This window comes from Streptomyces sp. NPDC050439, from assembly GCF_040655335.1.
In the GTDB taxonomy this organism is placed as follows: domain Bacteria; phylum Actinomycetota; class Actinomycetes; order Streptomycetales; family Streptomycetaceae; genus Streptomyces.
Genome location: NZ_JBFAJT010000002.1, coordinates 68,871 through 94,985 on the forward strand (window position 1 = coordinate 68,871; position 26,115 = coordinate 94,985).

Genomic DNA, 26,115 nt, shown 5'->3' on the forward strand with positions numbered 1-26,115 from the left:
TGCAGGATCAGCGCCGTATCGGACGAGGGGCGCGAAGGGGCGGGGCAGCGCCCCGCGCGCGGTGCCGTGTGACGGCGCCGGCGGTTCAGGGGCTACGTCACGAAGATAGGCACGCCTTGCGGACCAGGCATACGATGTTGCCCATGACGCAAGACAATGGCGAAATGGACAGCCTGGTGCGCAAACGGATCCGTGCCCTGCGCGTGGCGCAGGGCTGGTCCCTGGAGGAGCTGGCCACCCGCGCCTCGGTCAGCCAGTCCACGCTCAGCCGCATCGAGAACGGTCAGCGCCGTCTGGCTCTTGACCAGCTCGTCACCCTCGCCCGGGCCCTGGACACCTCCCTGGACCAACTCGTCGAGACGGCCACCGACGACGTCATCGCCAGCCCGACCATCGACGCGGCCCACGGACTCATGCGCTGGCCGATCAAGGCAGAACCCGGCATGAGCGTCGTACGCCAGCGGATGACGAACCCGCCGCCCGACAACCCCGCCCGCATGCGCGCGCACCCCGGCCGCGAATGGCTCGTCGTGCTGTCCGGCACGGCGGTCCTGCTGCTGGGCAACCGGCGCTTCCGCATCGAGACCAACCAGGCCGCGGAGTTCCCCACGATGCTTCCGCACGCCATCGGCGCCGAGGGTGGGCCGTGCGAGATTCTGGGCATCTTCGACCGCGACGCCCGCCGTGGTCATCAGCGCGCGGAGAAGGCGGACGAGGCGGTCAAGGACGACGGTAAGCACTCCGGCCTGTAACGCTCCGACGCGAGGGGCAGGTGATTGCGCGTACGGCAGCGCAGCGCGCCATCTTCTTGCGCATCCGGGGATACTTGCTGCCCCCAACGCATGACCGGCTTAGCGTCGGGTGCATGAACCACGCTCCCTCGCACGCAGGCCACCACGGCACCGACCACCACCCCCAGCACGCACCGGACACCGACAGCCAGGCCGAGATCCTCGATCTGGACGCGGAGGTGCTCGCCGAGCACATCGCGTCGATCACCGCATGGCTGCCCGTCGGGAAGACACCGCGGCACATCGTGGACCTGGGATGCGGGACCGGGGCGGGCACCTTCGCCCTGCTGGCCCGCTTTCCCGAGGCGGAGGTGACCGCCGTCGACGCGTCGGCCGATCACCTGCACCGTCTGCGAGCGAAGGCTGAGGAGCTGGGGACGGCCGACCGGGTGCGCACGGTGGCGGCCGATCTCGACGCGGACTGGCCCGACCTCGGCCGGCCCGAGCTGGTGTGGGCGTCGGCGTCGATGCACCACATGGCCGACCCCGACCGCGCCCTGCGCAGGGCCCACGATCTGCTCGCGCCCGGCGGCCTGTTCGCCGTCGTCGAGCTGGCGGGCTTCCCGCGCTTCCTGCCCGCGGACGCTCCGGAGGACCGGCCCGGCCTCGAAGAGCGCTGCCACGCCGCGCTCGATCATCACGCGGCCGAGCGCGTGCCGCACCGCGGCGCGGACTGGGGTCCCAAGCTGGCGGCCGCCGGATTCACCGTCGAGGCCGAGCGCACGATCAGCGTGCACGTCGACGGCACCAACAGCCCGGCGGTCGGCCGGTACGCGCTGAACAGCCTCAAGCGCCTGCGCGCCGGCGCCCAGGCGCTGACCGCCGAGGACCTCGCCTCCCTCGACCGGCTGCTCGACACCGAGGGCCCGGACGGCGTCCTGCGCCGCGATGATCTCGCGCTCCGCACCGAGCGCACCGTATGGGCCGCACGCCGCGCCTGAGCCGAACACCCGCATGAAAAAGGGGCGGGCCCGTCACGTGCGAACGAAGACGGGCCCACCCACGGCGTCCTCGGGAACGCCTTCGGCCACCGTACGGTCACTCGCGTTCCCGCGCCCGCTGGGCGGGCCACTGGGGCGGGCCGCACCCTTCCGTGTGTCAGGCCACCGGCACGGGTGCTTCTCCTGTCGGACCGCTGTCCTCGGGCGACTCGCCTTCCGGGCCCAGCGGGCGCCCCTCCCACACCAGGGCCTGCCAGCCCTCGTCGGGTGATCCTTCGAGGATCACCACGCCCGTGTTGGCCAGCGGGTGGTTCGCCGCGTACTCCACGTCGACGTTGACCGCCCGGGCCGCCACCCACGTACGGATCACGGCACCGTGGCTGACCAGCGCCACCGTCTCGGCTCCCGTCGCGGCAGCCTCTGCGACGACGCCGTCGAAGCGTCCCAGAGCCTCCCGGCCGTTCTCGCCGCCGGGCATCCGGCGCTCGACGTCTCCCCCGGACCAGGCGAAAGCGGTGGACATGTAGACGGCAGCCGCCTCTTGGTCACCCCGCATCTCCAGGTCTCCGGCGGACAGCTCCCGGATGCCGTCCCTGATCCGCGGCTCGAGACCCCTCGCGGCGGCGAGCGGCGCGGCCGTCACCTGGGTGCGCAGCAGCGTGGACACGTACAGGGCATCGATCTTCTCCGCCGCCAACGCCTCCGGCAGCGCGGCCGCCTGGTCCTGCCCCAGCGGCGTCAGCGCCGGGCCCGGGACCCCGGTGTCCAGGAGGTGCTTGAGGTTGGACGGGGTCTGGCCATGGCGTATGAGCAGCAGGCGCATGCGGGGACTACCTTCCCTGGGCGGCGACGGAACAAGCTCTTCCACTCTGCCACCGAAATCCGGCAGCACGGCACCGCGGCATCACCGCACCACGGCACGCTCGTCCCGACGCCGTCCGGGCGGGCTCGCTCACACCCTCCCGGACGGCTCGGCCGCATCGTGTGCGGGGCGGGACCTACCCGCGGGCGATGCGATAGACGCTGCCGCCGATGTCGAGCACGTACAGCTCGCCGTTGCCTCCTTGCACGAACGAGACGACCTCTCCCGCGCTGACGCCGAGGTCGTTCACGCCGGTCACCTTGCCGTTCTGCATCCGCAGGGAGCGGATGGTGCCGTCGCAGTAGTCGGAGAACAGGTACTGGCCCCTGAGTTCCGGGATGGCCTTGCCCCGGTAGACGTATCCACCGGTGACCGAGCAGCCGAGGCCCGTGCGGTCATACTCGTGGACCGGCGGCACGTGATTGGCGGGCTCCGTGCCTCCCCGGAAGGGGTGGGTGCCCTCCATCTGGGACCAGCCGTAGTTCTCGCCGCCCTTGCTGTCGGCCGGGGCCCAGTCGATCTCCTCCCACGCGCTCTGGCCGACGTCGCCGATCAGCAGGTCGCCGGTGCCGGCGTCGAAGGAGAACCGCCATGGGTTGCGCAGCCCGTACGCCCAGATCTCGTCCCTCGCCTTCGGGTCGCCGACGAACGGGTTGTCCCGCGGGATCGCGTACGGCTCACCTCCTCTGGGGTCGATGCGCAGCACCTTGCCGAGCAGGGTGTCGAGGTTCTGGCCGTTGCCGTGCGGGTCGCCGCCCGCGCCGCCGTCGCCGAACGCGATGTACAGGTAGCCGTCGGGTCCGATCTTGATGTCGCCGCCGTTGTGGTTCGGGTAGGGCTGTGGCTGCGTGAGGACGGCGCGTCGGGTGTCGGTCCGGATCTTGCCGTGCCGTACGGCGAACTCGTCCACCGTGCTGGTGCCTTCGAGGTTCGTGTACGAGATGTAGAAGTGCGCGAACTTCTTGTCGAACGCGATGCCCAGCAGGCCGCGTTCGCCGTCGGTGGTCGTTTCCTTGGATATGTCGAGGACGGGCTTTCCGAGCCCCTTGTGGTCCAAGATCCTTACGGTGCCCGCGCGTTCGGCCAGCCAGACCGTGCCGCCGGGACCGGCGGTGCCCGCGGTCGGGTTCGTGGCCGTGGTCACTTTCTTGAGTGCGACCGTGGGGGCCTGTGGTGGGGTGGGCTCGTCGGCGGATGCGTCGGCCAAGGCGAGGGAGGCGACGAGGCAGAGGGTGCCGATGATCGCCGAGCTTCTGGTGCGAACTTTCACCGTGATCCTCCTGGAGGCGGCGAAGGGGGAGGTCACCCGGCTGCTGAGGGCAGAGTTCGAGGGTGTTCGCCCGCGCCAGCACGCAACCTGGGTGGGGGGTGGTGTGCCACCGGCACGCATGAGGATACTGGGGCAGCGGTTGTTGGTATAGACCAAGAAGTAGCCTTCTGGAGGCGGATGTTGAAGGCCGAGTCGAAGAGCGGGCAAACTCTTCTGTCCCCTCTTCCGCACTGCTCCGCTAACATGATCGAACTCACGACGAGTGCCCTGATCGCCCATACTTCACCAGGAAACAACGCCATTCAGCACGAAGAGTGAGTTATTACCCGCAACTAACAAATCGGCCAAAACAATTGATATCTAGAGACTCGCGAAGCTCTTCGCGCATCGATTACAGGGCAGTGCTCGCGGCATGGCGCCGACCCCGCGCGATGGCGTGGACCGCGGCGGCCGTGGTGGCCCTCGGGTTCCTCGTCGCGCTGGAGATCGCCGCGCGCCATTACGGCGTGGCCGGGCCGATCACCAACCAGGCGCGCGAGGTGATCTTCGCCCCCAAGTCAGGGCCCCTGCTGTACGCGGGCATGGCGTTGATGATGGTGGTGTTCACCTGGCGTCAGCGATTCATCGCGCTGGGTGTCGCGGTCGGCATCGATGTCGTCTTCTTCCTGGTGCGATGGGCAGTCGACGCCAAGATGATGTTCGGCAACGGCGCGTTGTGGGTGATCCTGGGCTGTGCGGTCATCGCTTTCACGCGCCGCACCGGACAGGAACGTGTCCTGCTGCTGAAGGGCATCGGTCTCAGCCTGCTCCTCGTGGCCGGCCGCAAGACGGGCGACACCTGGCTGCTCATCACGTCGAAGACCCGCCCTGCGGTGCTCGACCAGTACGTGGCCACCGCGGACCACGCACTGGGCAACCCGTCGTGGCTGGTGGGCCGGATGGTCTCGGCCACCGGGTCCGTCGGCGCCCACGTGCTCGACTACGTCTATATCCAGCTCGCGGTGGCCGCGGTCATCGTCGCGCTGTACCAACTGCGCAACGTGTCGGTCGAGCGCCGCTTCCCGGCCCACCACCTGGTGCGTACGTTCCTGGTCATCGGCCTGCTCGGACCGGCCATCTACATGATCTTCCCGGTGGTCGGACCGATCTTCACCTACGGCGACGGGGCCTTCGGCACCGGTGGCGAGCAATGGGCTCTGGCCAACCTGTGGCCGCACACGCCGCCGCCGATCGCCACCCCCGAATCGATGCCGTTCGACGAGATCACCCCGCGCAACTGCATGCCCAGTCTGCACACCGCGTGGGCGACCACGATCTTCATCCATTCCCGCCAGGGCCCACGGGCGCTGCGCTACGCGGGCGTCTTCTGGCTGCTCGCCACGCTCGGCGCGACCCTTGGATTCGGCTACCACTACGGCGTGGACATCATCGCCGGCGTGGTGTTCGCGTTCACGATCGACGCGGCGCTGCGCTCGCTCGCCCGTGGCTGGGACCGGGCGGGAATCCAGCTCGTCGCCTACGGCACGACGATATTCGCGCTGCTCCTGGTGTCCTACCGCTATCTGCCGATGCAGATGGCCGAGCACCCGTGGATATTCGGTCCGCTGCTCGTCCTGGCGATGATCTCGGTGGTCCAGGGTTACGTGCGGACCACCAAGCTGTGGGAGCCGAAGGCCGTGCCGGCACAGCAACCGGAACCTCATCCCGAACCGGTCTGAGGTCGGTCGCGGGCGATTGATCGGCGGGTCACGGGCTGAGCGCGTTCAGCGGCCTGTGGACCCGTCGATCTGTTCGCGGAGGATGTCGGCGTGACCGGCGTGTCTGCCGGTCTCCTCGATCATGTGCACCAGGACCCAGCGCATGGACGGCGCCGCCCCTCGGCGCGGGGCTCGTGGGGCGGGCTCCCGTAGGTCCGGGCAGGCGTCGATGACCTGGTTCGCCCGCTCGGCCGTCTCCCGGTAGTCGGCGAGCAGGCCGTCGACGGTGTCCTGGGCCGTCGGCCGCAGGGTCGCGGGCCAGTCGTCGGCATCCTGGCCGAGGAAGTAGAAGCGTTCGACACACGCCAGGTGCTTGAGCAGCCCGAGAAGACTGGTGCCCGAGGGCACCATGGCCGCTCGCACCTGCGGCTCCGGCACACCCGCGACCTTGTCCGCGACCGAGTTCCGCAGCTGGTCGAGGAAGCCTCGCAGGGTGTCCTTCTCGTTTCCGGACATCGGGTCACTCCGTTCCGGCGTGCTGTACGGGGGCGTGCTGTACGAGCAGCACGTTGTCGATGACGGTGGCGCTCTCACCGGCCGGTCCGGTGGCCCGGCGCTCGGGCATGTCGGCGCGCAGGACGGACCAGCGCGCCGGGTCGAGATCCAGTTCGGCGGCGATCTCGCCAGGGGTGGGGTGGTGGATGTCGGGGTCCTGGTTCCAGGACCAGGGCGCGGTGGAGCCGTGATCGACGATCAGCAGGAGCCCGCCTGGCCGCAGGGCCCGCGCGGCGGTGCGCAGGACCCGGGCGCGGGGCAGCTGGAGCGGGGTGTGGAAGTACTGGGCGGAGACGAGGTCGAACCGCCCGGCCGGGAAGCTCTCGGCCAGGTCGTGCCGTTCGGCGGTGACCCGGTCCGCGATGCCGAGCTCCCTGGCGCGTTCCCGTACTCGTTCGACGGCGGTGGTGGAGATGTCCACGGCGGTGACCTGCCAGCCCTGCCGGGCAAGCCAGATGGCGTCCCCGCCCGCGCCGCAGCCCAGGTCCAGGGCGACGCCGGGGTTCAGCGGTGAGACGGTCTCGGCGAGCAGCGGGTTGACGCGTGCGGCCCCGGGGCGCCGGGAGCGGTAGTGCCGCTCCCAGAACAGTGCGGCGCTCTCGTCCGCCGCGCCTTGGTCCTGGTCGCCCCCGGCGGCTGTGTCCGTCATGGCCCGGCGGTCTTCGGTGGAATCCATCGCGGTACTCCTTTGTCGGTGGTGTACCGACAGCATCGATAGGGCCGTTCCCCCCTTGCAAGAAAAGTTGCGGATCCGCATGATCGGGGCATGGACACCACGGACAACGGGAGCAACACCGCGGAAGACGTCCTGGCCGGGGTGGGGCCGCGGCTGCGGGCCCTGCGCCAGGCCCGGGGCGCCACCCTGGCGGCGCTGGCGGACGAGACCGGCCTCACGGCGAGCACCCTCTCCCGCCTGGAGAACGGCAGGCTGCGCCCCACGCTGGAACAGTTGCTGCCCCTGGCGCGGGCGCACGGCGTCCCGCTCGACGATCTCGTCGCGGCGCCGCCCACCGGCGATCCCCGCGTCCATCTGCGGCCGGTCAGGCACTCCGGCCTGGTGATGGTGCCGCTGACCAGGCGGGCCGGGGGCATCCAGGCGTACAAGGTGATCTACCCGCCCGCCGGCCGGGCGCCCACTTCGAGCCTCCAGACCCACGAGGGGTACGAGTGGTTCTACGTCCTCAACGGCAGCGTCAGATTCATCCTCGGCGAGCAGGAGTTCCAGCTCGGCGAGGGTGAGGCCGCGGAGTTCGACACCCGCGTACCGCACTGGATCGGCAGTGCCGACAGCCGGCCGGCGGAGCTGCTCGCCCTGTTCGGCCCGCAGGGTGAGCGCGCGCATCTGGCACCGTCGGGCCACTGACCGCCGCGGCTCCGCGGACCGGCGGACCGGCGGGGCCCGCGGCTCAGGCGGTGCGCCTCGGCTTTCGCGCGGCAGGCTTCTGGGCGGCGGTCGCTTTCTTGGCGGACGTCTTCTTTGCGGTGGTCTTCTTTGCGGTGGTCTTCTTGGCGGTCGCCTTCGTGCTCGCCGTCTTCTTGCCGGCGGTCTTCTTCGCCGCCGCGGTCTTGGCCGACGAGGACTTGGCCGTCGACTTCTTCGCGGCCTTCTTGGCTGCCGCCGTCTTCTTCTTGGGCATCTCGTGGACAGTGGCGTCCTTGCCGGTCTCGCCCCGGGACGACCGAGCCTTCTGCACGGACTCCTGGAGCGCGGCCATCAGGTCGAGGACCTGCCCGCCCGACGCTTCCTCCTCGTCCGGCTTGGGCGGCTTCTTTCCGTCTGCCTTCGCCTCGATGACCTGCTCAAGGGCCTCGGTGTAGCGGTCGGTGGCCCAGTCCTGGCCCGCGATGCCGTCCGTGGTCATGGAGTCGATGAGGAGGATCGCCCGCTCGATCTCGTCGTCGTCCAGGTCCATCGCCTTGGGGGCAAGCTCCTGGGGGCTGCGGACCTCGTCGTCCCACTTCATGGCGTGCAGCAGGATCACGTCGTCCTGCACGCGCAGCAGGCCGAGGCGCTCACGTCCGTGCCAGGCGAACTTGGCGACTGCGGCCTTGCTGTTGCGCTCCAGGGCCTTGCGCAGGAGCGTGTAGGGCTTGTTCGCGACCTGCCCGTCGGCCTGCAGGTAGTACCCCTCGCCGATCCTGATCGGATCGATCGACTCATAGGGCACGAAGCCGGCGATCTCGATCGCCTTCGCGGTCGGGAGCGGCATCTCGTCGAGCTCGTCGTCGGTGACCTCGACGATCGTGTCCTTGCTGACCTCGTAGCCCTTGCCGATCTCGGCGTTCGTGAGCTGCTTGCCGTCGAGGTCACAGATCTTCCGCGTACGGACCCGGCCCATGTCCTCCAGGTGGTACTGGTGGAAGCTGATGCTGTGGTTCTCGGTGGCGGGCAGCACCTTGATCGGGATCGTGACCAGGCCGAACGAGATCGCGCCTGACCAGACGGGTCGGGGCATGCGGTACCTCCGTGACAGCCCCGAGGACACCAGCGTAGGAGCGACTCCGGCGGGCGGCACGCGGAGCGCACCCACAGGCGTGGCATGGAGGGATCTTCAGGTCGTTGATCTTGGGCACACGGAGACGAGTGATCTTCGTTGTCGTCCTCCGTGAGGGAGAACAATGACCGTACCCACGCGCCCGGTTCGACGTGTCGACCGTGAGCGGCGCTTCAATCTGCGGGCGACCGCCCTGTTCTTCGTCCTGCTCGCGATCATCCTGTGCGTCCTGGCGTTCGTGGTCCGCACAGCGGCGGACATCGTCGAAAGCCGTCCGCTGTGGGCGGGCTCGATCATCGTGGTGGCCGTCGCGGCCGCGCACCTGTGCCGCTCCAGGTGGCGGCGCTTCTCCGCGGCGAGATACGCGCGCCGCGCGGCCGAGGCACTGGAGGAGGCGGCCGAGCGGGCCTCCGAGAGCCTCGACGCCACGGCCGCCTACGGCGGGGCGCAGTCCGAGGCGATACCGGCGGGCCCGCCGGAGCGGGAGATCCCGCTCGACGTGCCCCAACCCGGCTCGTTGACAGAGGTGTTGGACGGGGAAGAGGCCACCGTCGTCCTCGACGCTCCGGACGACTTCACCGAACTCGATCCCGACGGCTTCGAGGAGGCCATAGCCGAGCTGTGCGCCCGTGACGACTGCCGCGAGGTGGAAGTGGTCGGCGGCGCCTGCGACTTGGGCGCCGATGTCCTGGCCATCACCCCTGACGGACTCCGTGTCGTCATCCAGTGCAAGCGCTACGGCGACGACAACAAGGTCGGCTCGCAGGACCTGCAGCGATTCGGCGGGACGTGCTTCACCGTCCACGAGGCCGACATAGCGGCGCTCGTCACGACGAGCGACTTCACGGCTCCCGCCCTGGAGTACGCGCAGCAGTGCGGCATCGTGTGCGTGAACGGCGACGACCTGCGGGCCTGGCTCGACGGCACCGGACCCAGCCCCTGGGAGGCAGCAGGCGTCGAGGTCTGACCGGGCCGGGGGAAGCCCCCCGGCCTGCTTCCTGTCCTGCCTGCCTGCCTGCCGTCGCTAGCGCAGCTTCACCCTGCTCAGCGCGGCGACGCCCAGCGCCGCCAGACCGATCTGGATGAGCCACTCGACCCAGTCCACGCCGTCGGTGTTCGCCACGCCCAGACCCGCCGCGACCGCCGTGCCGATCAACGCCGCCACGATGCCGACGACCAGTGTCCAGAGGATGCCGATGCGCTGGCGCCCGGGAACGACCAGCCGCCCCAGTATCCCGATGATGATTCCGATCACCACAGCACTGATGAGACCCGAAATCTCCACGATTTCCCCTTTGTTGGCGTCCTGTCACCAACCGAGTGCCCCTGGGCCGGAGGGATAGGCCCCGCTTCCTCGTCGCCCTGTCATCGGTTGCGGGAGCCGACCTTGTCCAGGCGCCTGAGCACGGGCGAGGCCGCGGTTCCGTGCAGCACCACCGACAGCAGGACGACGAACGTCACCACCGCCCACAATTCCTCCTGATACGCCTGGAGATCGCCCTCCCCCAGCGCGTAGGCGAGGTAGAAGACGGAGCCGATCCCCCGGATGCCGAAGAAGGAGGTCACCACACGCTCCTTGGGGGTCGTGCGTCCCCGCAGCTGGCCGATCCAGCCGGTGAGCGGACGGATCACGAGCAGCACCAGGAGGGCCGTCACCGCGCTGCCCCAGGTGAGCGCCGAGAGCCCGCCGCAGGCGATGAACCCTCCGATGAGGAGCAGCACACCGGCCGTGAGGAGCCGCTCCACCTGCTCCATGAAGGTGTGCATCACCACTTGGTAGCCGTGGGCGCGCTCGGCGGCCCGGATCGCGCAGGCCGTCGTGAACACCGCGAGGAATCCGTAGCCGTGCAGTACTTCCGTGAGGCCGTACGAGATGAAGGTCGCCGCCAGCGCAACGAATCCCTCCCGGTGCTCGGACAGCCGCAGCGCTTCCCAGCCGGCCCGGAAGAACATCCACCCCAGCAGCCGGCCGACCAGCAGACCCACCGCCACACCGACCGTGACGCGTACGATCACGTCGCTCCACAGCCAGTGGCCCACCCACTCACCGGACCAGCCCGTCTGTGAGGCGGCGAACATCGCGAGGGCGGCCATGACCAGCGGAAAGGCGAGGCCGTCGTTGAGGCCCGCTTCTCCGGTGAGGGCGAAACGCACCTCGTCCTCGTCGTTCTCGGCGTCGGTCGGCTCACCGACCCGTACCTCCGCCGCGAGCACCGGGTCGGTGGGGGCGAGGATCGCGCCCAGGAGCAGCGCGACGGCCGGCGGCCAGTCCACCAGGCCCCAGGCGACGAGCGCGGTGACCACGACGGTCAGCGGCATGGTGATGCCGATGAGACGCCACGCGGTGGACCAGGACCGGCGGCCGAACGGCCGGTTGATCGCGAGTCCCGCGCCCATCAGGGCCACGATGACGCACACCTCGGTGAGGTGCTCCAGCCAGGCCCGGTGCTCGTAGGGGTCGAGGTCGGGCAGCCCGGTCGGCAGCAGATAGACGAGGAAGCCGACGGCGAGGAAGACCATCGGCATCGACATGGGTTGCCGCGCCACCAGGCGGGGCAGCACGGCTGCGAGCAGCGCGCCGATGCCCATGCAGGCGTATCCGATGTCCGCAGCAGTCACGTCCATCTGTCGGCGCCCGCCTTCGTGCTCATCTCACGTCCTTCCGCCGCCTGGTCCGCTTCGCCCCGCTCCGGCCGGGGCCGCCCGGTGAGGGGGTGTCAGGGCGCCGGGTAGGGCTTGCCGGCGAGGAGCTCGGCCAGGTGGAAGGCGTTGACGGCGAGGGCGTGTGTGGCGGAGGCGACGGACTCGGGGGTCTCGTCCAGATCCTGATAGTCGGTGCCCTGCTTCGCCTCGCCCACCCAGTAGGTGACGGCGTACGGCGCCAGCGAGAAGCCGAGGTCGTTGAAGCCCTGGAAGACGTCCGCGCTCACCTTGTGGGCGCCGTCCTCGTTGCCGACCACGGCCACCGCCGCGACCTTCCCGTACATAAGGGGCCGGCCGTCGTCGCCGGTCTCCGACATGTCGGCGTTCAGCCGCTCCAGGACGCGCTGGCAGACACTCGACGGGTGGCCGAGCCAGATCGGCGTGGCCAGGAGCACGATGTCGGCGGCCAGCACCTTCTCGCGCAGGGCCGGCCAGCCGTCGCCGTTGCCCAGGTCGGCCGAGATGCCGGGGTGGATGTCGTGGTCGGCCACCCGGACCGTCTCCACCTCGACCCCCAGCTTGTCGAATTCGGCCATGACCTGATCGGACAGGGTGTGGCTGCTGGATGCGGTGGGCGAGGAATTCAGCGTGCATACCAGGGACAGCGCGCGCATGGGGTGCTCCATTCTTCGGTGCCGGGGGCGGGTGTATCCCTGGAGGCGTTCCCGATTGGATCAACCCTAATCAAGCGCGTTCTGCAGAACGGACCCTTCGCGGCATGCGGACCTCGTGGAAAGCGGCCCATGTTTTCGTCGCCATTCGCAGGGCAACCGGTGAAGAACAAGCCGTACGGCAGTTAATGATCTGGCGGCCAGCAAGAAGCTCGACACAACGGCAAGACGAGCAAGTAAAGACGTTCTTTGGAGGTCCCTCATGCTGAAGGCCATTGCAGATGTTCTTCGATCCATCGGTGGAGCCATCGCCACGGTGGTCACCCTGCCCTTCCGCGCCGTCGCGCGGCTCTTCGGCGGCGCCTCCTCCAGCGCCCACGGCCACCACTGACCGCAGGGGCTGCGGTGCGCGAAGGGTCCGGTCACGTCTCCCGGTCGCCCTGGTCGACGTACCGCTGAAGCACGTCACAGGCGTACTGGAACTCCTCCATCAGACGGGTGGACTCCACGACGAGGACCCCGTACGGACGAGCCGGGTCGGCCAGCGGAAGGCCGGCCCGGCTCGCTCCGTCCCGCACCTTCCGGCAGGCCTCCTGGGCCTCGTCGGCGAGCCGGCACAGCTGCTTGGCCTGCTCCGTCAGAGAGTCCTCGTCCAGCTGGGAAAGGACCTCGCCGATCTTCGCGAGGGATTCGAGGAAGCCGGCGTAGTCGTCGAGAAAGGCCCCGTCGTCGTGCCGGCCCTCGTCGTCCTCCTGCCACTGGTGCAGGCCGCGCGTCAGTGACGCCACTTGGTACAGCGAGCGTTCGAGGGCTCCGAGCACCGCGCCGTACCCCTCGAACGAGGCGCGGCCCCGATGCCTGCGCAACAGACGCCGGGGGTTGAAGTAGAGGCTCTCCTCCGCCGTACGCAGCCCTTCCTTGGCCTGTGTGATCTGTCCACCGGTCTGCTCGGCCCGTCGGCGCCACTGACTGCAGCGCTCCTCGTCCACCTCGCCCTCGCGCAGCGCCGGATACATGTCGCTCACCAGCTCGTACAGAGCGGAGGACAGCGTTCGGATCCCGTACTCGGCACTGCGGTAGCGCATCGGCGGGGCCACCGTGACGTTGACGACGACGCCGATCCCGCAGCCGATGAGGACAAGCAGGATGATCTCCCCGAGCTGGGTGATCTTCTGCGTGGCGGACGTGGCGGCGGCATACGTGGAGAAGGCGAAAAAGGCCGCAGTGGCGACCTGTGAACCTTGCGCGCCGAGCGCGGGCCAGCGTCCGATGGACAGGCCCACCAGCGCGACCAGCACGAACGTCAGCAGGTCGGGGCCGCCCAGGAATCCCAGGGCGGCCACCATGGCCACACCGACGGCCACCGCGCCGAGGTAGCGCAACGACTGCAGCAGGGACTGGTACACCGTCACCTGCATGATCAGCACCGCGGAGAACGGCGCGAACGCCGGTGACGGCGCGTCGAGCAGGTAGTAGGAGACCACCCAGGAGAGCGTCGCGGCCAGGGTGCTCTTCAGGACGAGGAGCAGGGTGTGGCGTTCATAGCCCGGTGTGTCCAGGGCCCTCCGCCACCACTGGTGCACACGGTCCAACCACCCCTGGGCCGCGGACTGCGTCCGCTGCCCTCCGCCCTTGCCGGCCATGCACCGACTCCATTCCGTCCAACAGGTTGATCGAGTTCAGCCTGCTACCCGGAGGAGCCGTCCGCATGCGCACTTCGGGCCATGGGGCCCGCGGGGCACATCGAGGATGCGCCTACCAGTAATGCTTTCGCCCGCCCACCGCGTGGCCGACAGATCCGAGAATCCACAGGACCACACCGATGACGAGGAGAATGACACCGATGGTCCACAGGATGGAGATGCCTGCCACTAGACCGATGATGAGCAGGATGATTCCGAGTGCGATCATTGCGCCTCCGACCCTCAGAATTATTTCAAGTATGCACCTTCCGAATGCCGATGACAGCTTCGGCGCCGGCGCCGCGGAACGGCCGAACAATCCCCGCCTCGCCGACCATTCGGACATCATGTGACGGTGTGTGATGCCGGACCACCCATTCGTGCATCCACATCCGTGTCGATCTTGTGCATCTTTCCGGTCCGTGGCGCCGAACCCGGACGAGACCTCCCATCTCGCTGAGTGGCCTTTCCCCTCGGCGTGATAACACGGAGTGATCAATTCCGAAGGAGACGACGCGACATCATGGGTATCTTCAGCCGTCGCCAGACCCCGACCCTCGAGCCGATGCCGGCGGTCGGCCCCAGTACGCCCTTCTCGGCATCCTCCGGCGCCGCTCTCGACCCGGCGCTGCGCGCACTGACCGGGGAGTGGACCATCGACCGCCCGCACAGCCGCATCGGGTTCTCCGTGCGGCACGCGATGGTGACGACGGTGCGAGGCGCCTTCGGTGACTACGACAGCACGCTGTACTTCGACGGCGCCCGGCCCTCCGAGTCGCGGGCCGAGATCGTCATCCGGGTCGGCAGCGTCGACACGGGCGTGGAGCAGCGGGACGCGCACCTGGTGGGCGGCGACTTCTTCGACGCGCGCCGCCACCCGGAGATGTCGTTCCGCAGCACCTCCACGGTCCATGAGGGCGGGGAGACCTTCCGGATGGCCGGGGACCTGACCATCCGCGGTGTCGCCCGGCCCGTCGAGCTGCAGCTCGACTACCTCGGTTCGGTCGTGGACCCCTTCGGCTTCGAGCGGGCCGGCTTCGACGGCACCACCACCATCGACCGCACCGACTGGGGCCTCGTCTACAACCAGCGTCTGGAGACAGGTGGCGCCATGGTGAGCGAGAAGGTCCGCCTGCAGTTCGACATCTCCGCGATCCGGGCCACCCCGCTGAGCTAGCCGCGCCGGGTCGGCCCTCCGCCGCGAAGGAGGGCAAGGAAAGCGCGGGCGGACCCTCCATGGGCCCGCATGGCAGCCTTGTCCCCCTTCGCCGCGCCGCACTACCTTGACGCCGTGGATCTCTTCTCGCGCTCATGGACGGCCTTGCGCACGGCGGTCGCCGAACTCCCCGACGAGGCCTTCGCGCGGCCGTCCGGCTGCACGGGCTGGCTCGTGCGTGACCTGGTGTGCCATCTGGTCGTCGACGCCCAGGACGTCCTGATCACCCTGGTGACCCCCGCCGAAGGAGAGCCGACCCGCGACGCGTTGACCTACTGGGACGTCTCCGCGACGCCGCCGACCGGCGAGGACCCGCTCGACGCGCTGACCGTCCGCCTTGCCGCCGCGTACGAGGAGCCCTGGCTCCTCAAGTTCCACCTCGACGACGTGGGTTCGGCCGCCGGCCGCGCCGCCGCGCTCGCCGACCCAGAGGCCCGGGTGAGCACGCGCGACGAGGTCCTCACCACGGCCGACTACCTCACCACGTACGTCATGGAATGGACCCTCCACCACCTCGACCTGGTCGCCGACCTCCCGAACGTGGCCCGGCCGCCCGCCGAAGGGCTCGCCCGGAGCCGCGAGATGCTGGAGCAGATCGCCGGCGCCGCCTTCCCCGCATCGTTCTCCGACACGGACGCGCTGCTGATCGGCACCGGGCGGCGCGCCCCGACTGAGGCGCAGAGGGCGGACCTGGGTGAGCTGGACGGAAGACTGCCGCTCGTCCTGGGCTGATCACCTCTCCCAACTGCCGCCATGCCCTTGAGTGTTCGGACACGGCCGTGCTAGAAACCGCTTACCACGCGAGCCCCTCCCCCCACTCGCAAGGAGCTCCCATGCGCAAGCGAACCGGCACGCTCACGGCCGCCGCCTCCTCACTGGTCCTGTTCACCGCGGCGCCCGCCGACGCCTCCGTCATCTGGGACGGCGACGCATCCGGTGGGACCGGTGTCTTCTCCTCGACCTTGTGCGAGTCGCCCGGCAGCGTCACCGCGCAGGACAACAGCGACGGCCGCGGGCAGGTCTTCAAGTTCAACAAGCCGCTCGGCCTGGAACGGTGCGAGGCGCACGGGATCAGCGTCGGCGGATCGCGGTACACCTTCAAGAACAACTCGACGTACTGGATCGGCTGGGACACCTCCACCAACACCCCGGACGCGGGCACGATCTTCCAGTGGAAGTCGTACGGCACCAACGAGCAACACCAGCAGAACTACCCGGTGTTGATGAAGGTCGAGGGCGGCGCGCTCAAGCTGTTCCACATCGAGACCGGCGAGAAGTGGACGCTGAAGTGGTCCACTCCCGTCACCACCAGCACGTACAAGCGCATCGTGCTCGGCATCCACACCTCCTCCGACGCCTCCGCCGGGTGGGTGTCGGCCTTCTACAACGGCACCAAGGTCGCCGAGTTCTCCGGCCGCACCTGGGACGACCTGGGCAACGACACCCGGTTCGGTTCGTACGGCTCCGAGGTCGAGGACAAGCGTGTCATCAACTGGATCGACGGGCTCAAGGTCGGCACGACGTACGGAGACGTGGACAACTGACCCTTCTGAGGGAGGCGCCGGGCCGGCCCCCGTCAGGCCTGCTCGACCAGCCGCCCCCCGGACAGCTCCAGCAGGCTGCCCCGATGACGTTCGCGCAAAGCCCGGTCATGGGTGACCATCACGACCGGTCCGGTGAACTCCTCGACGGCCAGCTGGAGTTGCTCGACCAGCGCCAGGCTGAGGTGGTTGGTCGGCTCGTCGAGCAGCAGGAGATGAGGCTGCCGCGAGAACAGCAGCGCGAGTTCGAGGCGTCGCAGCTGGCCCACGGAGAGCCGGTTGACCGGGACATCGAAATCCGAGGCCGCGAACAGCCCGAACCGGGTCAACTCCTTCTCCGCGTCCTCGACATGAGCCGCGCGGTGGGCGGCGAAGGTGGCCAGCACGCCGCGCTGCTCCTGGGCGAAGTCACTCTCCTGCGGCAAGTAGCCGACGCGCAGCCCCGGTTCACGGACCACCGCCCCGGCGTCGGGCTCCCGTAGGCCTGCCAGGACGGTCAGGAGGGTGGTCTTGCCCGCGCCGTTGGCTCCGGTGATCACATGCAGCGCACCGCGAGCGAGCTCCAGGTCCACGCCCCGCACCACATCGCCGACGACCAGGCCCTCGGCCCGCAACAGCACACCTTTGGTCTCCGAGGCCTGATCCGGGGCCTGACCTGTCTCCGGGAAAGGTGGCCTGAAGGCCAGCGGCTCGGGCGGGCGTCGCACTTCCTCGTCGAGGAGCCGCCCCAGTTGCTGCCGGGCCGCGCGGGTGGCACGGGACGCGGCGGCCTGGGCGCCGCCTCCGGCAAGGTTGTACGACAGCTTGTCGCTGTCCCGCATCGCGCCGAAGGTGCGGCCGGTCCGGCCCGCCCTGTCGAGGCGGCGGCGCGCCTCGGCCAGTTCCTGGCGCCAGTCGCGGTACTGCTGCCACCAGCGCGCCTGGGCCGCAGCCCGTTCGTCGAGATAGTCGCGGTAACCGCCGCCGTAGCGGATGGTGGAGCCGCGGAAGCCGTCCAGGTCGACGATGGCGGTGACGGCGGTGTCGAGCAACAGGCGGTCGTGCGACGCGATGAGGCACGGCCCCTGGTACTGGACCAGCCACTGGACGAGCCAGTCCACCGCTCGGTCGTCGAGGTGGTTGGTCGGCTCGTCGAGGAGCAGCCCGGCGGGTTCGGCGAGGACCAGTTCGGCGAGCGTCAGGCGGGATCGCTCGCCTCCCGACAGTGTCTCGGTGGGCCGACGCCGGTCCAGGCCGCCGAGGCCGAAGACATCGAGGACCTCGCCGACGCGGGCGTCGAGTTCCCAGCCGCCGCGTCGGGCGAACTCGTCCTGGAGGCGGCCGTAGTCGCCGAGCACCTCGCTCAGGTCCTCCGTGCCGGACGACATCAACTCCTCGGCGGCCCGCATCCGTTCGGCCATCTCGGCGAACTCGGCGGTCGCCCGCGCGACGACGGTCTCGATGGTCGCCCCCGCCGGGAAGCCGGGCTGCTGCGGCAGGAATCCCACTTGGCCCGCGACCGCACGGACGACCTGGCCGCGCTGCGGCACCAGGTCACCGGCGAGGGCGCGCAGCAACGTCGACTTGCCCCGGCCGTTCTCGCCGATCAGGCCCACGCGCTCGCCGCGGGAGACCTTCAGGGAGACATCGCGCAGCACCATGCGGTCCCCGAGGACGCAGTGCACGTTCTCGGCGAGGAGGTGCGCGGAGCGGTGGTCACCGGCCAGGACGTCGTGCGCACCGGGCTGTTCCGGCCGGCCTGCCTTCGCTTGCGGCATCGGTCAGTCCGCCAACGGCGTGCCGCAGCGGGCGCAGTACCGGGCGTCACCCTCGGTGGCGAGGCGGCCGCAGCCGGGGCAGACGCGGCCGAGCAGGCAGACCGGCTCACCCGCGTCGGAGACACCGTCCGGACCCACACCGAGCACCGGGCGCCGGCGATGGGAGGTCGTGTAGACGAGCCCCTGCTCCCCCGCGTCCACGCACCGGATGTGGCTCGCGGGGAGCCAGGCCAGGGCGCCCGGTGCGAGCGGCCAGGAGTGGCCAGGCGTGCGGAGTTCACCCGTACCGGACAGGACACCGAACAGGACCCCGTACTCCTCCATGTGGTCGCCGAGGCTCGCGCCCGGGGCCAGCCGGACGACGGCGGCGTCCAGATCCCTGCCCTGTTCGCCGAGCGACCACAGGACGCTGATCTGCCCCCGCCCGACGGCCGCGGTCTCCTCCGGTCCGACGAACACCACGGCGGCGGGGACGGGCGTGCTCATGCGAACTCCAGTCAGCGGAGGCGGACGTGCGGCTCTGACACGGGTCGGCTGCGACACCGGCGGGATTCGAACCCGCGGAGGAGGAGAGGCAAGGCCCGCCCGGCTCCCCTCAGTCGGCGTGCGGGGGGCTTCCCGCACGCCGATCGCATTGGGCCGCTCTGCCACGGCGCCGCAACCTGCGGGACCGCGCGGTCCCGCTTCGCCGAGGATAGGTTCGGGGCGCGGCGGGAGCGAGTTGATTTTCGCGTCGGACCCGGCTCGGCAGTCCAAGATCATCGGGTGGAGAATGACCCGTATGTCAATGACGACTACGCCCAAGACGGCCACCATCGACGATGCTTCGCGAATCGGCGGGACCCTGGCCCGCGCCTTCGACGACGACCCGATGATGCGCTGGTTCTTCCCCGACGACGCCACGCGCGAGACGGGGCTCGGCCGCTATTTCTCGACGCTCTTCACCCGCCAGTACGTCCACCACGGCGTCTGCGAGCACACCGCGTCGGCGGCCGCGTACTGGGTGCCGCCGGGCGCGCAGGACAAGGCCGTTCCCGACGCGGAGACGATCCAGGAGCTCGTGGAGATCCTGGGCGACCGGGCCGCGTTGTTCCAGGAGGCCGCGGCGGCCGCCGCCGCGCACGGCCCCCAGGAGCCGCACTGGTACCTGGCGGTGGTCGGCGCCGACCCGGCCGCCCAGGGCCAGGGACAGGGCGCCGCGCTACTGCGCTCGGGCCTCGCCAAGGCCGACGCGGACGGTCTGCCCGCCTACCTGGAATCGTCCAAGCCCTCGAACCTGCCCGTCTACGAGCACTTCGGCTTCACGGTGCTCGGCGAGGTCCAACTGCCGGGCGGCGGACCGACCTTGTGGTCCATGCGCCGCGCGCCCCGCCACCTGGCCGGCGCCTGAGCCAGGGCCCTAGGGCCCTAGTCGCCCGCGCGCATCAGGAGGTGGCCGCGGCGGAAGCGTTCGTTCTCGCCCGGCTCGCGCAGCATCCGTCCGATCTCCACGAATCCGGCCTCGCGGGCCAGTTCCGCGAGGCCGTCCACCGGCCAGCGGTAGCCGGTCGTGACCTTGTGGTCGAACGCCGTGACCGGCCCGCCGTCCGCCTCGAAGAACCCGAGCAAGAGGTGGCCGCCGGGGGCGAGGACCCGCCGGAACTCGGCGAAGTACGGAGGCAGGTCCTTGGGCGGGGTGTGGATGACCGAGTACCAGGACACGATGCCGCTCAGCTTGCCGTCGGCCAGGTCCAGGGCGTCCATGGAGCCGACCTCGAACCTCAGGTCCGGATGGTTCTCGCGCGCGAGGTCGACCATCACCGGCGACAGGTCGATGCCGAAGACGTCAAGGCCCAGGTCCCTCAGGTGGGCCGTCGTCCGCCCGGGGCCGCAGCCCAGTTCGGCGACCGGCCCGGCGCCGGCGGACGCGAGTTCGGCGAACGCCGCGAGCACCGCGCGATCCAGCGGGAAGGCGTCGAGCGCGCCGCGGGCCAGTTCGTCGTAGAGGGGGGCGATGGCCCCGTAGGCGTCCGCCGTCGTGGCGAGATAGGAGGGGGAGCTCTCAGTCATGAACGAGGAATCTACTGGCGACGTGGCAGGCGTACCACCTGGACGAAGAAGTCATCGATCTGCCGTACCGCGGCGATGAACTGGTCCAGGTCGACCGGCTTGGTGACGTAGGCGTTCGCGTGCAGTTTGTAGCTGCGCAGGATGTCCTCCTCCGCTGCCGACGTGGTGAGCACCACCACCGGGATGTCCTGCAGGTCCGGGTCCGACTTGATCTTCTCCAGGACCTGGCGCCCGTCGTACTTGGGCAGGTTCAGGTCGAGCAGGATCAGATCGGGACGCGGCGCCGCCGTGTGCTCACCGCGCCGGTAGAGGAAGTCGAGCGCCGCCTCGCCGTCCCGGACCACGTGCAGGTTGTTGCGGATCTTGTTGTCCTCGAACGCCTCGCGCGTCATCAGCTCGTCGCCCGGGTCGTCCTCCACGAGGAGCACGTCGATCGGCGCGGCATCAGGGGTGTTCATGTCAGGGCCTTTTCCTCGTTGCGGGGTGCGGTGTTCTCGGTGGCGTTCTCGGCGGTGTTCTCGGCCGAGTCATCGGCGGCGTCGGTGTCGGTCCCGGCGTCGGACGGCAGAGTGAAGCACAGGCGGGTTCCCTCGGCCTGGCCGCTGTCGATCCAGATGTGTCCGCCGTGATGCTCGACGATCTTCTTGCACAGCGCCAGGCCGATGCCGGTGCCTCCGTAGGCGTCCCGGCCGTGCAGGCGCTGGAAGATCACGAAGACCTTCTCCGCGAACTCCTCGGGGATGCCGATTCCGTTGTCGGTGACGCTGAAGTTCCAGTTGCCGGAGCCCTCGTCCTCCTCGCACGTGATCCGGATGCGCGGGGTGCGGTCGGGGTGGTGGAACTTGACGGCGTTGCCGACGAGATTCTGCCAGAGCATCGTCAGGAGCGTCGGGTCGCCGACGATCTCGGGAAGATCGTCGGGACGTTCGACGACCGCGCCGGTGTCACGGACGGAGGTCTCCAGATTGGCCAGCGCCTTGCCGAGGACCTGGCCGAGGTCGACGGGCACACTGGCGTCGTTGAGACGCCCGACGCGGGAGAAGGTGAGCAGGTCGTTGATGAGGACCTGCATGCGCTTGGCGCCGTCGACCGCGAAGTCGATGTACTGCTTGCCGCGGTCGTCGAGCGTGTCCCCGTACCGCTTCTCGAGGAGCTGGCAGAACGAGGCGACCTTGCGCAGGGGCTCCTGCAGGTCGTGGGAGGCGACGTAGGCGAACTGCTCCAGTTCGGCGTTGGAGCGGCGCAATTCCACCGCCTGGGCGTCCAGTTCGGCCGCCTGCTGGGTCAGCGCGTCGCGCCGGCTGCGCGAGGCTCCCAGTTCCTCCACTATCTGCTGCCGCATGCCCTCGACGTCCGCGGCCACCGCCCTGAGGTCCGCAGGCCCGTCGATCGTGATGACGTGGTCGAAGTCGCCGCGCGCCACCTGGCGGGACGAGACACGCAGCGCGTCCAGGGGCCGGGCCACCAGCGCGCGCACCAGGAACGCCAGGATGATCCCGGCCAGCACGAAGACCACGACCATGGCGCCCAGGATCACGGTGCGCACCGTGCGCGAGCTGTCCAGCTCGTCCTTGCCGTCGTCGACGGCCTCGGCCAGGTCGGCGTTCTGCGTGGCCCACGCGGTGCGGATATGGTCGAAGACCTCCTTGCCGCGCTTGGTGTCCGTCTCGGCGACGGCGCGTGGCCGGCCAGGTGTGACGTTGTCCACCAGAGGTTGGGCGTAGGCGCGCCGCCAGTCCGCCGCCTCCCGCTGGACCGTCTTGAGGTCCGCCAGGAGTCGGGGCTGGTCCGCGAGGAGCTTGCGGAGTTCGGCGGCGGCGCGGGCCTCGTCCCGCTTGCCCTGGGTGTAGGGCTGCAGGAACTGCCGGTCGGCGGTGATGGCGTAGCCCCGGACGCCGGTCTCCTGGTTCACCAGGGCGGCCTGCAGGCGGTAGGTCTGCGTGCGGGCCGGCTGCAGGCGGTCGACCAGCTCGTCGGTCACGTCCGCGGTCTGCCCCAGCAGGCGGGCGCCGATCACGGTGCCGACCACCACCAGGAGCACCATCAGGGCCAGCACCAGCTGGAACCAGCCCTGTACGGTCAGCCGCCGGCCGAACCTTGTCCTGCTCGTCGTCTCAACCACGGCGCTGTTCTCCGATGCTGCTCTTGTACCGGCCCTCGACGACTGATCTCGTCGGGCCTTCCTTGTCCCCGTGCCAGTGCAGGTGCACCACGGCCACGTCGTCGGCCAGGCCGCCCTGCTCCTCGGCGAGGTCTTCGGCGCGCTGGATCAGCGTGTCGACGAATGCCTCGGGTGCCAAATCGCCCAGCTCACGCGCCAGGCCCAGCAGTCCTTCTTCGCCCAGCCGCTCGCGCCCGTTTCCTATGTGCCCCTCGAAAATGCCGTCGGTGAACAGCACCAGGGCCGATCCCGCGGGCAGGGCCACTCGCTCGACCGGCCAGTGCGAGAGACCGGGTGCGACGCCCAGGGCAGGACCGCCGGGCGTCTCCACCCACTCGACCCCGCCCTCCGCGCTGCGCAGCAGCATCCCGGGGTGACCCGCGCGCGTCACGTGCACGTGCGCCGCCCCGACCGGCACGGAGAGGCTCGTCAGCGTGGCGAAGACGTACGGCTTCACCCGCTCGGCCAGCATGATCTCCTCGAGTCGGCCCACCTGCTCGGCGCCGGTGACGCCGCTGAGCACCAGGGTGCGCCAGGCGATGCGCAGGGCCACGCCGAGGGCGGCCTCGTCGGGCCCATGGCCGGAGACGTCCCCTATGAGGGTGTGCACGGTGCCGTCCGCGCCCTGGACGATGTCGTAGAAGTCGCCGCCCAGCAGAGCCTGGGCGCGGCCGGGGCGGTAGCGGGCCACGACGTCCACGCCCGCGCTGTTCAGGAGCGGCCTGGGCAGCAGTCCGCGCTCCAGGCGGGCGTTCTCCTGCGCCTGCATCTGGCTGGCCTGCAGGGCGACGGCCGCCTGCTCGGTCTGCTTGCGCTGGATCGCGTAGCGCACGGCCCGGCCGAACAGCTCCGGTTCGACGCGGCCCTTGACGAGGTAGTCCTGGGCTCCGGCGGCCACGGCGGCGGAGCCGGTCTCCTCCTCGGCGAGGCCCGTGAGCACGACGATCGCGACCTGTTCCGCGCGGGAGCGGATCATGGAGACGGCTTCGAGGCCCTGGGCGTCCGGCAGATGCAGGTCGAGCAGCACGCAGTCCGGGACCTCCACGGCCAGTGACTCGCGCGCCTCGGCCATGGAACGCACCCACTGCAGCCGCATCTTCAGGGCGCTGTCGGCGACGAGCTCCTCGACCAGGAGTGCGTCGCCGGGATCGTCCTCGACCAGCAGCACCAAGGGCGGCGACAACTGACGGGCCGCCGCAGAGTCACTTGCACCGGCCGCACGCACGCCGGAAGTCCATGGCTGTGACGCCACCGCAATTCTCCCGCCCTTCCCACCCGGTAAGTTCGCCTGGCCATGCGGCTGTTGCCGTTGGCACTTCCACTGTGACTATGCCGCAACGGCTGTCAAACAGTCTCCGGATCTTCGCACAATGCGCACACAGCTCGGTAGCCGACCGTCAAGGACGAGCAGCTGTCACCGAGCGGCACATGCAGGCGAGACCGGGCCAAGAACGGATGTAAGCGGGCGTATGGGGCGAAAAGTTACAAGAGGGGCAAATCCATCACTGACCCACCCTGCCGTCGATGCACTCGCGCAACAGGTCGGCCTGCCCGCAGTGACGGGCGTACTCCTCGATCCTGTGCACCATCAGCTCGCGAACCGCGAAGCCGTCCTTCCCCAGGCGCTCGCCCAGGTCGGGATGTTCGGCCAGTTCTTCGTCCAGTGCCGCCTGCTCGCGCGCCAGGTCGGCGTACGCGGCATCGACCACGGCCTGCTCGCCGACAGCGCCGTGGAAATCCGCGTCGCGCTTCCCGTACAGCTTCGGCAGGGGGTCGCCCTCCCTGATCCAGTTGCGCCAGTCCCGTTCCACCTCGGCGAGGTGCCGCAGCAGGCCGAGCAGCGAGAGCGTCGAGGGCGGGACCGAGCGCCGGGCCAGTTGCTCCGGGTCCAGGCCCTCGCACTTCATCTTCAAGGTCATGCGGTAACTCGTCAGGAAGTCCTGCAGGGTCGCCAGCTCACCGTCCGGGCTGACTCCGTCGCTGTTGCGGGGGTCGTCCTCCGGGTCCGCCCACATGTCGGGGTAGGTGGTGGCCTGGGTCCAGCGTTCGGGTTGGTCGCTCATGCGGGACATGGTCGTCCGTGCGGGCCCGGCACGCCACCGAGTTACCCGCCCTGCTGGATCTGGATGAGGTTGCCGCAGGTGTCGTCGAACACCGCGGTGGTGATGGGGCCCATCTCCAGCGGCTCCTGGGTGAAGGTAACGCCGAGCCCGCGCAGCCGGCCGAACTCGGCGTTCACGTCCTCCACGGCGAAGGAGGTCACCGGGATGCCGTCCGCGACCAGGGCCGTCTTGTACGGCTGCACCGCGGGATGGCCGGAGGGCTCGAGGAGCAGTTCGGTGCCGTCCGGGTCCTCCGGCGAGACCACGGTCAGCCAGCGGTCCTCGCCGACGGGGACGTCATGCTTCTTCACGAAGCCGAGCACGTCGGTGTAGAAGCGCGCGGCCTTCTCCTGGTCATCGACGAAAACGCTGGTCAGGTGGATCCTCATGGGGTGCGCTCCGGTGCTTGGGGCCTGAGCCATCGGGTCACGATGTGCTCAAGCGGTTCGGTGTTCAGGTCGTGGAACTTGTAGCGGCCCTCGCGTCGCGAACGGACCAGGCCGGCGGCTTCCAGCACGGCCAGATGCTGGCTGATCGCCTGTCGGGACAGCCCGAGACCGTGTTTGTTCGTCAGCCTCGCGCATATCTCGAACAGGGTCTGACCGTCCCGTTCCACCAGCCCGTCGAGGATGTACCGACGGGTGGGGTCGGCCAGCGCCTTGAACACATCGTCCGACATGACCACCACCATAGGCAAGTCTTCGCTTGCCTATCAAGTCGGAGCTCTGCCGCCGCCCACCGGACGGCGGCAGGCGATCAGCGCCAGTCGGGAGCGCCCGAAACGGGTGACAGCAGTCTTTCGATCTTCGTCTGGATCTCTCGCATGACGGCCACGACGCGGCTCTGGTGTTCGTCGGTGAGCCGGGCCACGGGCACCGAACAGCTGATGGCGTCGACGGCCGGGACGTCATACCGCAGGGCGAAGCCGAAGCCCGCGATGCCGGTCACCGTTTCCTCGCGGTCGATGGCGTAGCCGCGCTCGCGCACCCGGCCGAGGTCGGCGATCAGCGCGGCGCGGTCGGTGTGCGTGCTCGGGGTGCAGGACTCCAACAGGCCGTCGGGGAGCGGAAGTTCGCCGTCCAGGCGTTCCGCGAGCAGCGCCTTTCCCAGGGCTCCGGCGTGCGCGGGAACACGGCGGCCGACGCGGCTGATGGTGCGCAGATACTCGTGCGACTCACGGGTGGCGAGGTACACCACGTGCGGGCCGTCGAGCCGCGCCAAATGGATCGTCTCCCCCAAGGCGTCCGACGCCTCGTCCAGATACGGGCGGATGGCGGACACCCGCGCGTCGCCGTCCAGGTAACTCGTGCCCGTGAGCAGGGTGCGGATGCCGATGCCGTAAAGGGATCCGGTGGTGTCCGTGCGCACCCAGCCGCAGTCGATCAGGGTCCGCAGCAGTTGGTACATGCTGCTGCGCGGCACACCCAGCTCCTCGGCGAGTTCGTCCAGGCGGGCGGGCCGGTCGGCGCGCTCGGCGAGCAACTCAAGGAGCGCCACGGTGCGCAGCGCCGACTTCACCCCGCGAACGCCCGCACCCGTCCCGGAGTCCACCCCAGAGCCCGTCCCGGGGGCCACTGCGGGGGCCGTCTCGCTCTGCGACATGCGCCCATCGTAGATCCGCGGTGTCCGGCCATTGACCCCGATCGTTCATGACTCTAGCCTCCATTCTCATACGTGGACGC

Annotated in this window: 30 protein-coding genes and 1 tRNA gene; 10 read left to right on the forward strand and 21 right to left on the reverse strand. The window is 69.7% G+C overall.

The annotated features are described in order from the left end of the window. Window positions 1-143 precede the first annotated feature (143 nt). Together AB0I66_RS07340 and AB0I66_RS07345 are read left to right on the forward strand one after the other, a co-directional pair. Window positions 144-752: an XRE family transcriptional regulator gene (locus AB0I66_RS07340; RefSeq protein WP_363206788.1), complete on the forward strand. Its 609-nt coding sequence runs from the start codon at window positions 144-146 to the stop codon at window positions 750-752. A gap of 113 nt (window positions 753-865) precedes the next feature. Then, window positions 866-1,732 (forward strand): class I SAM-dependent methyltransferase, encoded by an 867-nt coding sequence (locus AB0I66_RS07345; protein WP_363206789.1) that lies wholly within the window; start codon window positions 866-868, stop codon window positions 1,730-1,732. A gap of 157 nt (window positions 1,733-1,889) precedes the next feature. Here the strand turns inward: AB0I66_RS07345 and AB0I66_RS07350 are convergent, their stop codons facing one another. Both AB0I66_RS07350 and AB0I66_RS07355 read right to left on the reverse strand, forming a co-directional pair. Beyond that, on the reverse strand, window positions 1,890-2,555 hold the full coding sequence (locus AB0I66_RS07350) for a histidine phosphatase family protein (protein ID WP_363206790.1): 666 nt from the start codon (window positions 2,553-2,555) through the stop codon (window positions 1,890-1,892). A gap of 175 nt (window positions 2,556-2,730) precedes the next feature. Further along, window positions 2,731-3,864: a PQQ-dependent sugar dehydrogenase gene (locus tag AB0I66_RS07355; protein ID WP_363206791.1), complete on the reverse strand. Its 1,134-nt coding sequence runs from the start codon at window positions 3,862-3,864 to the stop codon at window positions 2,731-2,733. 431 nt (window positions 3,865-4,295) lie between these two features. Here AB0I66_RS07355 and AB0I66_RS07360 point away from each other — a divergent pair, with 431 nt between their 5' ends. After that, window positions 4,296-5,582, forward strand: coding sequence for a phosphatase PAP2 family protein (locus AB0I66_RS07360; RefSeq protein WP_363206792.1), 1,287 nt, complete (start codon window positions 4,296-4,298; stop codon window positions 5,580-5,582). Window positions 5,583-5,627: 45 nt separating this feature from the next. Here AB0I66_RS07360 and AB0I66_RS07365 read toward each other — a convergent pair whose 3' ends face one another. Beyond that, window positions 5,628-6,077 carry a DinB family protein gene (locus tag AB0I66_RS07365; protein ID WP_363206793.1) on the reverse strand — a complete coding sequence of 150 codons (450 nt, stop codon included), beginning with the start codon at window positions 6,075-6,077 and terminating at the stop codon, window positions 5,628-5,630. Between the two features lie 4 nt (window positions 6,078-6,081). Then, window positions 6,082-6,792 (reverse strand): class I SAM-dependent methyltransferase, encoded by a 711-nt coding sequence (locus tag AB0I66_RS07370; protein ID WP_363206794.1) that lies wholly within the window; start codon window positions 6,790-6,792, stop codon window positions 6,082-6,084. A gap of 90 nt (window positions 6,793-6,882) precedes the next feature. On the opposite strand from AB0I66_RS07370, the gene AB0I66_RS07375 reads away from it, so the two are divergent. Then, a complete protein-coding gene (locus AB0I66_RS07375) occupies window positions 6,883-7,479 on the forward strand; it encodes an XRE family transcriptional regulator (RefSeq protein WP_363206795.1) in 597 nt (198 codons plus the stop codon). Between the two features lie 43 nt (window positions 7,480-7,522). Here the strand turns inward: AB0I66_RS07375 and AB0I66_RS07380 are convergent, their stop codons facing one another. Continuing rightward, window positions 7,523-8,572 (reverse strand): Ku protein, encoded by a 1,050-nt coding sequence (locus AB0I66_RS07380; protein ID WP_363206796.1) that lies wholly within the window; start codon window positions 8,570-8,572, stop codon window positions 7,523-7,525. 163 nt (window positions 8,573-8,735) lie between these two features. Here AB0I66_RS07380 and AB0I66_RS07385 point away from each other — a divergent pair, with 163 nt between their 5' ends. Beyond that, window positions 8,736-9,578 carry a restriction endonuclease gene (locus tag AB0I66_RS07385; RefSeq protein ID WP_363206797.1) on the forward strand — a complete coding sequence of 281 codons (843 nt, stop codon included), beginning with the start codon at window positions 8,736-8,738 and terminating at the stop codon, window positions 9,576-9,578. Between the two features lie 57 nt (window positions 9,579-9,635). Here AB0I66_RS07385 and AB0I66_RS07390 read toward each other — a convergent pair whose 3' ends face one another. The 3 genes from AB0I66_RS07390 to AB0I66_RS07400 all read right to left on the reverse strand — a co-directional run bounded on the left by AB0I66_RS07390 (window position 9,636) and on the right by AB0I66_RS07400 (window position 11,928). Beyond that, window positions 9,636-9,896 carry a GlsB/YeaQ/YmgE family stress response membrane protein gene (locus tag AB0I66_RS07390; RefSeq protein WP_363206798.1) on the reverse strand — a complete coding sequence of 87 codons (261 nt, stop codon included), beginning with the start codon at window positions 9,894-9,896 and terminating at the stop codon, window positions 9,636-9,638. 80 nt (window positions 9,897-9,976) lie between these two features. Continuing rightward, window positions 9,977-11,236: a sodium:proton antiporter gene (locus tag AB0I66_RS07395; RefSeq protein ID WP_363206799.1), complete on the reverse strand. Its 1,260-nt coding sequence runs from the start codon at window positions 11,234-11,236 to the stop codon at window positions 9,977-9,979. A gap of 92 nt (window positions 11,237-11,328) precedes the next feature. Then, complete coding sequence (locus tag AB0I66_RS07400; RefSeq protein ID WP_363206800.1) at window positions 11,329-11,928, reverse strand: flavodoxin family protein; 600 nt, start codon at window positions 11,926-11,928, stop codon at window positions 11,329-11,331. A gap of 259 nt (window positions 11,929-12,187) precedes the next feature. Here AB0I66_RS07400 and AB0I66_RS07405 point away from each other — a divergent pair, with 259 nt between their 5' ends. Next, window positions 12,188-12,316 carry an LPFR motif small protein gene (locus AB0I66_RS07405; RefSeq protein WP_263973004.1) on the forward strand — a complete coding sequence of 43 codons (129 nt, stop codon included), beginning with the start codon at window positions 12,188-12,190 and terminating at the stop codon, window positions 12,314-12,316. 31 nt (window positions 12,317-12,347) lie between these two features. Here AB0I66_RS07405 and AB0I66_RS07410 read toward each other — a convergent pair whose 3' ends face one another. After that, the gene (locus AB0I66_RS07410; RefSeq protein ID WP_363206801.1) at window positions 12,348-13,568 is read right to left on the reverse strand and encodes an aromatic acid exporter family protein; all 1,221 of its coding nucleotides are present in this window, start codon (window positions 13,566-13,568) and stop codon (window positions 12,348-12,350) included. A 112-nt stretch (window positions 13,569-13,680) separates the two neighbouring features. Next, window positions 13,681-13,836, reverse strand: coding sequence for a DUF6131 family protein (locus tag AB0I66_RS07415; RefSeq protein WP_363206802.1), 156 nt, complete (start codon window positions 13,834-13,836; stop codon window positions 13,681-13,683). 294 nt (window positions 13,837-14,130) lie between these two features. Here AB0I66_RS07415 and AB0I66_RS07420 point away from each other — a divergent pair, with 294 nt between their 5' ends. The 3 genes from AB0I66_RS07420 to AB0I66_RS07430 all read left to right on the forward strand — a co-directional run bounded on the left by AB0I66_RS07420 (window position 14,131) and on the right by AB0I66_RS07430 (window position 16,367). Then, window positions 14,131-14,784 (forward strand): YceI family protein, encoded by a 654-nt coding sequence (locus AB0I66_RS07420; protein WP_363206803.1) that lies wholly within the window; start codon window positions 14,131-14,133, stop codon window positions 14,782-14,784. 114 nt (window positions 14,785-14,898) lie between these two features. Beyond that, complete coding sequence (locus AB0I66_RS07425) at window positions 14,899-15,555, forward strand: maleylpyruvate isomerase N-terminal domain-containing protein (protein WP_363207829.1); 657 nt, start codon at window positions 14,899-14,901, stop codon at window positions 15,553-15,555. Between the two features lie 101 nt (window positions 15,556-15,656). Continuing rightward, a complete protein-coding gene (locus tag AB0I66_RS07430) occupies window positions 15,657-16,367 on the forward strand; it encodes a hypothetical protein (RefSeq protein WP_363206804.1) in 711 nt (236 codons plus the stop codon). Window positions 16,368-16,399: 32 nt separating this feature from the next. Here the strand turns inward: AB0I66_RS07430 and AB0I66_RS07435 are convergent, their stop codons facing one another. From AB0I66_RS07435 to AB0I66_RS07445, 3 genes are all read right to left on the reverse strand, one after another. Continuing rightward, window positions 16,400-18,121, reverse strand: coding sequence for an ABC-F family ATP-binding cassette domain-containing protein (locus AB0I66_RS07435; protein ID WP_363206805.1), 1,722 nt, complete (start codon window positions 18,119-18,121; stop codon window positions 16,400-16,402). A 3-nt stretch (window positions 18,122-18,124) separates the two neighbouring features. Then, window positions 18,125-18,607, reverse strand: coding sequence for a hypothetical protein (locus AB0I66_RS07440; RefSeq protein ID WP_363206806.1), 483 nt, complete (start codon window positions 18,605-18,607; stop codon window positions 18,125-18,127). Between the two features lie 51 nt (window positions 18,608-18,658). After that, window positions 18,659-18,778 (reverse strand) — tRNA-OTHER (locus tag AB0I66_RS07445). A gap of 115 nt (window positions 18,779-18,893) precedes the next feature. On the opposite strand from AB0I66_RS07445, the gene AB0I66_RS07450 reads away from it, so the two are divergent. Then, complete coding sequence (locus AB0I66_RS07450; protein WP_363206807.1) at window positions 18,894-19,511, forward strand: GNAT family N-acetyltransferase; 618 nt, start codon at window positions 18,894-18,896, stop codon at window positions 19,509-19,511. Window positions 19,512-19,528: 17 nt separating this feature from the next. Here AB0I66_RS07450 and AB0I66_RS07455 read toward each other — a convergent pair whose 3' ends face one another. From AB0I66_RS07455 to AB0I66_RS07490, 8 genes are all read right to left on the reverse strand, one after another. Beyond that, window positions 19,529-20,170: a class I SAM-dependent methyltransferase gene (locus tag AB0I66_RS07455; RefSeq protein WP_363206808.1), complete on the reverse strand. Its 642-nt coding sequence runs from the start codon at window positions 20,168-20,170 to the stop codon at window positions 19,529-19,531. Between the two features lie 11 nt (window positions 20,171-20,181). Continuing rightward, window positions 20,182-20,628 carry a response regulator gene (locus AB0I66_RS07460; protein ID WP_363206809.1) on the reverse strand — a complete coding sequence of 149 codons (447 nt, stop codon included), beginning with the start codon at window positions 20,626-20,628 and terminating at the stop codon, window positions 20,182-20,184. Further along, entirely contained in the window at window positions 20,625-22,214 is a 1,590-nt protein-coding gene (locus AB0I66_RS07465; RefSeq protein WP_363207830.1) for a CHASE3 domain-containing protein, read from the reverse strand. Before AB0I66_RS07465 ends, AB0I66_RS07460 begins: the two co-directional genes overlap by 4 nt. Before the next feature lie 70 nt (window positions 22,215-22,284). Continuing rightward, on the reverse strand, window positions 22,285-23,556 hold the full coding sequence (locus tag AB0I66_RS07470; RefSeq protein ID WP_363206810.1) for a fused response regulator/phosphatase: 1,272 nt from the start codon (window positions 23,554-23,556) through the stop codon (window positions 22,285-22,287). 277 nt (window positions 23,557-23,833) lie between these two features. Next, window positions 23,834-24,403 (reverse strand): DUF664 domain-containing protein, encoded by a 570-nt coding sequence (locus AB0I66_RS07475; protein WP_363206811.1) that lies wholly within the window; start codon window positions 24,401-24,403, stop codon window positions 23,834-23,836. A 32-nt stretch (window positions 24,404-24,435) separates the two neighbouring features. Further along, window positions 24,436-24,822: a VOC family protein gene (locus tag AB0I66_RS07480; protein WP_363206812.1), complete on the reverse strand. Its 387-nt coding sequence runs from the start codon at window positions 24,820-24,822 to the stop codon at window positions 24,436-24,438. Beyond that, window positions 24,819-25,112 (reverse strand): metalloregulator ArsR/SmtB family transcription factor, encoded by a 294-nt coding sequence (locus AB0I66_RS07485; RefSeq protein WP_363206813.1) that lies wholly within the window; start codon window positions 25,110-25,112, stop codon window positions 24,819-24,821. Before AB0I66_RS07485 ends, AB0I66_RS07480 begins: the two co-directional genes overlap by 4 nt. 77 nt (window positions 25,113-25,189) lie before the next feature. After that, on the reverse strand, window positions 25,190-25,951 hold the full coding sequence (locus AB0I66_RS07490) for an IclR family transcriptional regulator (RefSeq protein WP_363207831.1): 762 nt from the start codon (window positions 25,949-25,951) through the stop codon (window positions 25,190-25,192). Window positions 25,952-26,115: the final 164 nt, after the last annotated feature.